The organism is Cyanobacteria bacterium GSL.Bin1 (genome assembly GCA_009909085.1).
Lineage (GTDB): Bacteria > Cyanobacteriota > Cyanobacteriia > Cyanobacteriales > Rubidibacteraceae > Halothece.
Genome location: JAAANX010000127.1, coordinates 1 through 5,253, shown reverse-complemented (window position 1 = coordinate 5,253; position 5,253 = coordinate 1). Strand labels below are relative to the sequence as shown.

Below are 5,253 nucleotides of genomic sequence, written 5' to 3'. Positions count from 1 at the left end.
TTACAATATACCTCTGGCTCAACGGGAACGCCAAAAGGGGTGATGCTCACTCATGGTAATTTATTGGCTAATTCCCGAGTGATTGCCAATGGAATCAAAAGTTCTGCGGAAGATGTAGCGGTGACTTGGCTTCCCCCCTATCACGATATGGGTTTAATTGGCGCGATTCTCCAGCCCATTTATGTGGGCTGTCCCTGTATTTGGATGCCCCCAGTTTCATTTTTACAGCAACCCTATCGCTGGTTAAAAGCGATTTCCGATTATCGGGGAACGATGAGTGTCGCTCCTAATTTTGCTTATGAATTGTGTCTTGATCGAATTTCCCCTGAACAACGACAAACTCTTAATCTTAGCAGTTGGCGCATTGCTTTAACGGGGGCGGAACCCATTCGGGCGCAAACTCTGGAACAATTTACTCAAACCTTTGCTGAGTATGGGTTTCAAGCAGAAAGTTTTTATCCTTGCTATGGGTTAGCCGAAGCCACCTTAATGGTGACAGGAACTGATGCAGAGGCACACCCTGTCATACAAAATTTCAGCATTACAGCCTTAACTGAAAATCGTGCGCTGCCCACGGATAATCAAGCTGATCAACAAACATTTGTTAGTTGTGGCAACTCCCCCCAAGAACAAGAAATTGTGATTGTGAACCCGGAAACTTTAACTCAGGTGCAACCTGATGAAGTTGGGGAAATTTGGGTTGCAGGGGCAAGTGTTGCCCAAGGGTATTGGGGAAAAGAACAGGAAACAATCGAAACCTTCCAAGCCCGTTTGTCAGAGTCTCCAGAAGCCTTATTTCTTCGCACAGGAGATTTAGGAACCTATCAGGATGGGGAACTTTATGTCACCGGCAGACGCAAAGATCTCATTATTATTCGGGGTCAAAATTATTATCCCCAAGATATTGAACAAACCGTTCAACAAGCCCATGCTGGCTTAAGCAAAAACTGTGGTGCAGCGTTTGGAATCAATGATTCTGATCGCGAACAGTTAGTGGTGGTGCAGGAAGTCGAACGCAGTTATCGCCGTCAGCCGCTCGATCCGATCATTCGCACGATTCGAGAAGGAATTTCTCAAGACCATAATCTGCAGGTATCCGCGATTGTTCTGATTAAACCCACAACCATTCCCAAGACATCCAGCGGTAAAATTCGGCGTCGGGCGTGTTGCCAAATGTTCTTAGCGGGAGAGTTAGAGATTCTCGCCCAATGGCAACTGGAAACAGCGCAACCGACGACCGTTTCCCACTCCATTACAGATATTCAAAGTTGGTTAGTCGCAAAATTAGCGGAAAAACTGCATTGTTCTCCGCAAGAGATTGATCTTCATGCTGAATTTGCCAGTTATGGCTTAGATTCAGTAGCCATGGTGAGTTTAAGTGGGGAATTAGAAAATTGGTTGGGAGAACGGTTAGACCCCACTCTCGCCTATAATTATCCCACCATCGCGTCTCTTTCTGACTATCTTACTCAGCGTCATTCCCTTCCCACCGCGACTGAAAAAGTACCTTCTGTCAAAGAGGAACCCATTGCCCTCATTGGCGATAGCTGTCGCTTTCCGCAAGCTGACACCCCAGAAGCGTTTTGGGAACTATTATGCAGTGGACAAGAGACGGTTACCTCTCAACCGAAAGATCGCCATGAGATGAACAGTCCAGGGAGTTTTATTAACAATGTTGCTGCCTTTGATGCCCCATTTTTCCGCATGGCAACCCGGGAAGCGCAAGCCCTTGATCCCCAACACCGCCTCCTCCTAGAAGTGACTTGGGAAGCCCTAGAACGGGCGGGAATTGCCCCTTCTTCTCTTGCCGGAAGCAAAACAGGCGTTTTTATTGGTATTAGCAGTAATGATTATTTTCAACTCCAGTCTGCGAATTGCCTCAATCCCTACACCGCAACAGGAAATGCCCATAGCATCGCTGCCAATCGGATTTCTTACTTCCTCGATTTACAGGGTCCCAGTTTTGCAGTGGATACGGCGTGTTCATCTTCTTTAGTGGCGGTGCATTTAGCTTGTCAAAGCCTGCAGCAACAAGAGTGTGATTTAGCAATTGTCGGTGGCGTTAATCTCATGCTGACTGAAGCAATCCATCAGGGATTAACTGCGGGGAATATGCTGGCTGAAGACGGACGCTGTAAAACTTTTGCTGCCAGTGCGGATGGGTATGGGAGAGGGGAAGGGTGTGGGGTTGTCATTTTGAAACGGCTTCGTGACGCAAAACGCGATTGCTATATTTGTGTGATTCAAGGATCAGCCATCAACCAAGATGGACGCAGTAACGGCTTAACTGCCCCCAATGGGCGATCGCAGCAAGCGGTGATTCAACAAGCCCTAGTCAAGGAGGGGGCAACGGCTGACCAACTGGGCTATATTGAAGCCCACGGTACCGGAACGCCCTTGGGAGACCCGATTGAAGTGGCTGCGTTGCAAACTGTCTTATCCACAGCAGAACGACAACAGCCCTGTTTGCTGGGTTCAGTAAAAACGAATATCGGTCATTTGGAAGCAGCAGCAGGAATTGCGGGTTTAATTAAAGCAGCCCACGCCTTACAACATCAGGAAATTCCTACACATCTGCATCTAGAGGAACTGAATCCCCATTTACAACTGGAGGCGAATTTAGTTGAAATTCCTACAGCAAATCGTCCTTGGTCGCCCGATCAGCCCTTGATGGGCGTGAGTTCTTTTGGTTTCGGCGGAACCAATGCCCATGTTATTCTTGCACCTTCCCCACCACCAGAAGAAAAAGAAATCGAAAGAGATCGATCGCGCCATCTCTTGACTCTCTCCGCTAAGACAGAAAGCGCTTTCCAGCAAGTGATTCAACGGTATCAAGACTATCTGCAAACCCATCCCCAAGTCTCGATTGCGGATCTTTGTTATACCGCCAATGTGGGACGTTCTCCGTTTAAGCATCGTATAGCTATTACAGCACAGACTTTAGAGGAACTGCAACAGCAATTAGGTCAGGTTTCTCCTCAAAGCAGCGATCGTCAAACTCCGCCTAAAATCGCCATGTTGTTTACTGGGCAAGGGTCACAGTCTCCCCATCTCGGTCATCAGTTGTATGAAACGCAACCCATTTTTCGAGAGATATTAGATCGCTGTGATGACCAGTTAAGAACCCTCTTACCCCAATCCTTACTGACGGTTCTCTATTCAGAAGATACCTCTCTGGTTCATCAAACTGAGTACACCCAACCCGTCTTATTTGCCTTTGAATATGCCTTAGCGCGATTGTGGCAATCTTGGGGCGTTCAGCCTGATATTGTGGGTGGACATAGTATTGGTGAGTATGTCGCAGCCTGCTTAGCGGGGGCGTTTAGTTTAGAAGACGGGTTAAAGCTGGTGACAGCGCGGGGAAAACTAATGGCGAGTGTCTCCACGCCAGGGGAAATGCACGCCGTTTTTGCTGCGGAAGAAACAGTTCGAGAAGCCATCAATGGGGATCCAGAGGTTGCCATTGCTGCCATTAATGCCCCACAACAAGTTGTCATTTCGGGTGAAGAAAGAGCAATTATTGTTGTTTTAAAACGACTTCACGACCAAGAGATCAAGACCAAAACTCTCAATGTTTCACAGGCGTTTCATTCTCCGTTAATGAATCCCATTTTAGAAGAATTTAAAGCGGTTGCCAGCGAGATTCAATTTTCTCCACTGACCTTACCATTAGTCTCCAATGTAACCGGAACGGTACAAGAATCTGGAACAATTTTAGATGCGAATTATTGGTGTCAGTATTTACGAAAAACCGTTAACTTTGCTGCTGGTATTGAATCTCTCCAAGCCTGGGGTGTTGATATCTTTTTAGAAGTAGGATCGCATCCGACTTTATCGGCATTAGCGCAGAAAACCCTATTACAAGAGAAAGCACTTTATTTTCCCTCTCTCCATTGCCATCGAGATGATTGGGAACAATTATTAGAAACGTTAGCCCAACTCTATTTAAACGGTGTTCCCATTAATTGGGAAGGCTTTGATGCGCCTTATTCTCGGCAGAAACTGATTTTACCAACTTATCCGTTTGCGAAGACTCGTTATTGGTTAGAAACAACGCCGACTTCCCGAAAATTTGCTTTCAAAACTCTTCAATTTGAATTAGAAATGAATCCAGACAAATTTAATTCTGGATCAGAGTTACCGTTTTCGATTTATCAAGAAATTGCACAACAAGCAGGGGATTTATTCTTTCAAAAGCAGTCCTATCAAATTCAGGATTTAGTGATTCAAACCCCGTTAGTTTTAGACCAAGAGAAAACGGTTCAAGTTATCGTGACACCTGAAGAATCGGAAAAGGTATATTGGGAGTTATGGCATCAACAAGACGAATATTCCTTATGCCATGCCTCTGCTACGTTAGTTTCTACGATTGAAGAAAAGCAGTATAAGCTGATTTCTCCTGAGATTGTGCGCGATCAGATCTGCCAGAGCCCTTCGCGCGATGGCTTTGCCGGTTCCCGTAGGGAACATCGCGCTACTCCTTACCTCTCCGAACTCAGCCAATTTTACCAACTAGAACACTATCAAGAAATTCATCAACAGCTTGAAGAATTAAGCGTTCGCTATATCTTAAAAGCAATCCAAGATTTAGGAAAAACTTTCCAATTTAACGAGACTTTTTCCACTCAAAAACTGACTGAAGAATTAGCCATTGTTCAACAACACCAGCGACTGTGGAAACGTTTACTTAATATTCTAGCTGAAGCTGGATTTTTACAAGCAACAGCAAACGGTTGGCAAGTTATACAAGTTCCTGATTTATCTGATCCAGAAACTCAAATCAATTTCCTATTCCAGACCTATCCAGAAGCGAAAACAGAATTCACCCTTTTACAAACTTGTGCATCAAATTTAGCAGCAGTTTTACAAGGCAAATGCGATCCCTTACAACTGATTTTCCCGAATGGTGATGTCACTCTTGCAACGCAGCTTTATCAAGATTCACCACCAGCGAAAGTGATGAATTATTTATTACAAAATATTGCCCAAACTGCCTTAGAAAAAATTCCGAACACGCAAACTATTCAAGTGCTAGAAATTGGCGCAGGAACTGGAGGCAGCACAGCATATTTATTACCCGATTTAGCCCAACGTTCCACCCAATATACCTTTACTGATGTTTCCCCTTTATTTCTCCTGAAGGCAAAGCAAAAATTTCAACAAAAGATCCGTGGGACTCCCCCACCTCGGAACAGGTGGGGGAGGAAAGCGGGTGAGTCGATACCGCTCGATGCGGTTGAGACTCACATTTTC

Annotated in this window: 1 protein-coding gene; it reads left to right on the top strand. The window is 45.4% G+C overall.

Annotated elements, in window-relative coordinates; all coding sequences use genetic code 11:
- The coding region (locus GVY04_16080; protein NBD17589.1) for an AMP-binding protein at window positions 1-5,253 on the top strand (5,253 nt) is incomplete at both ends.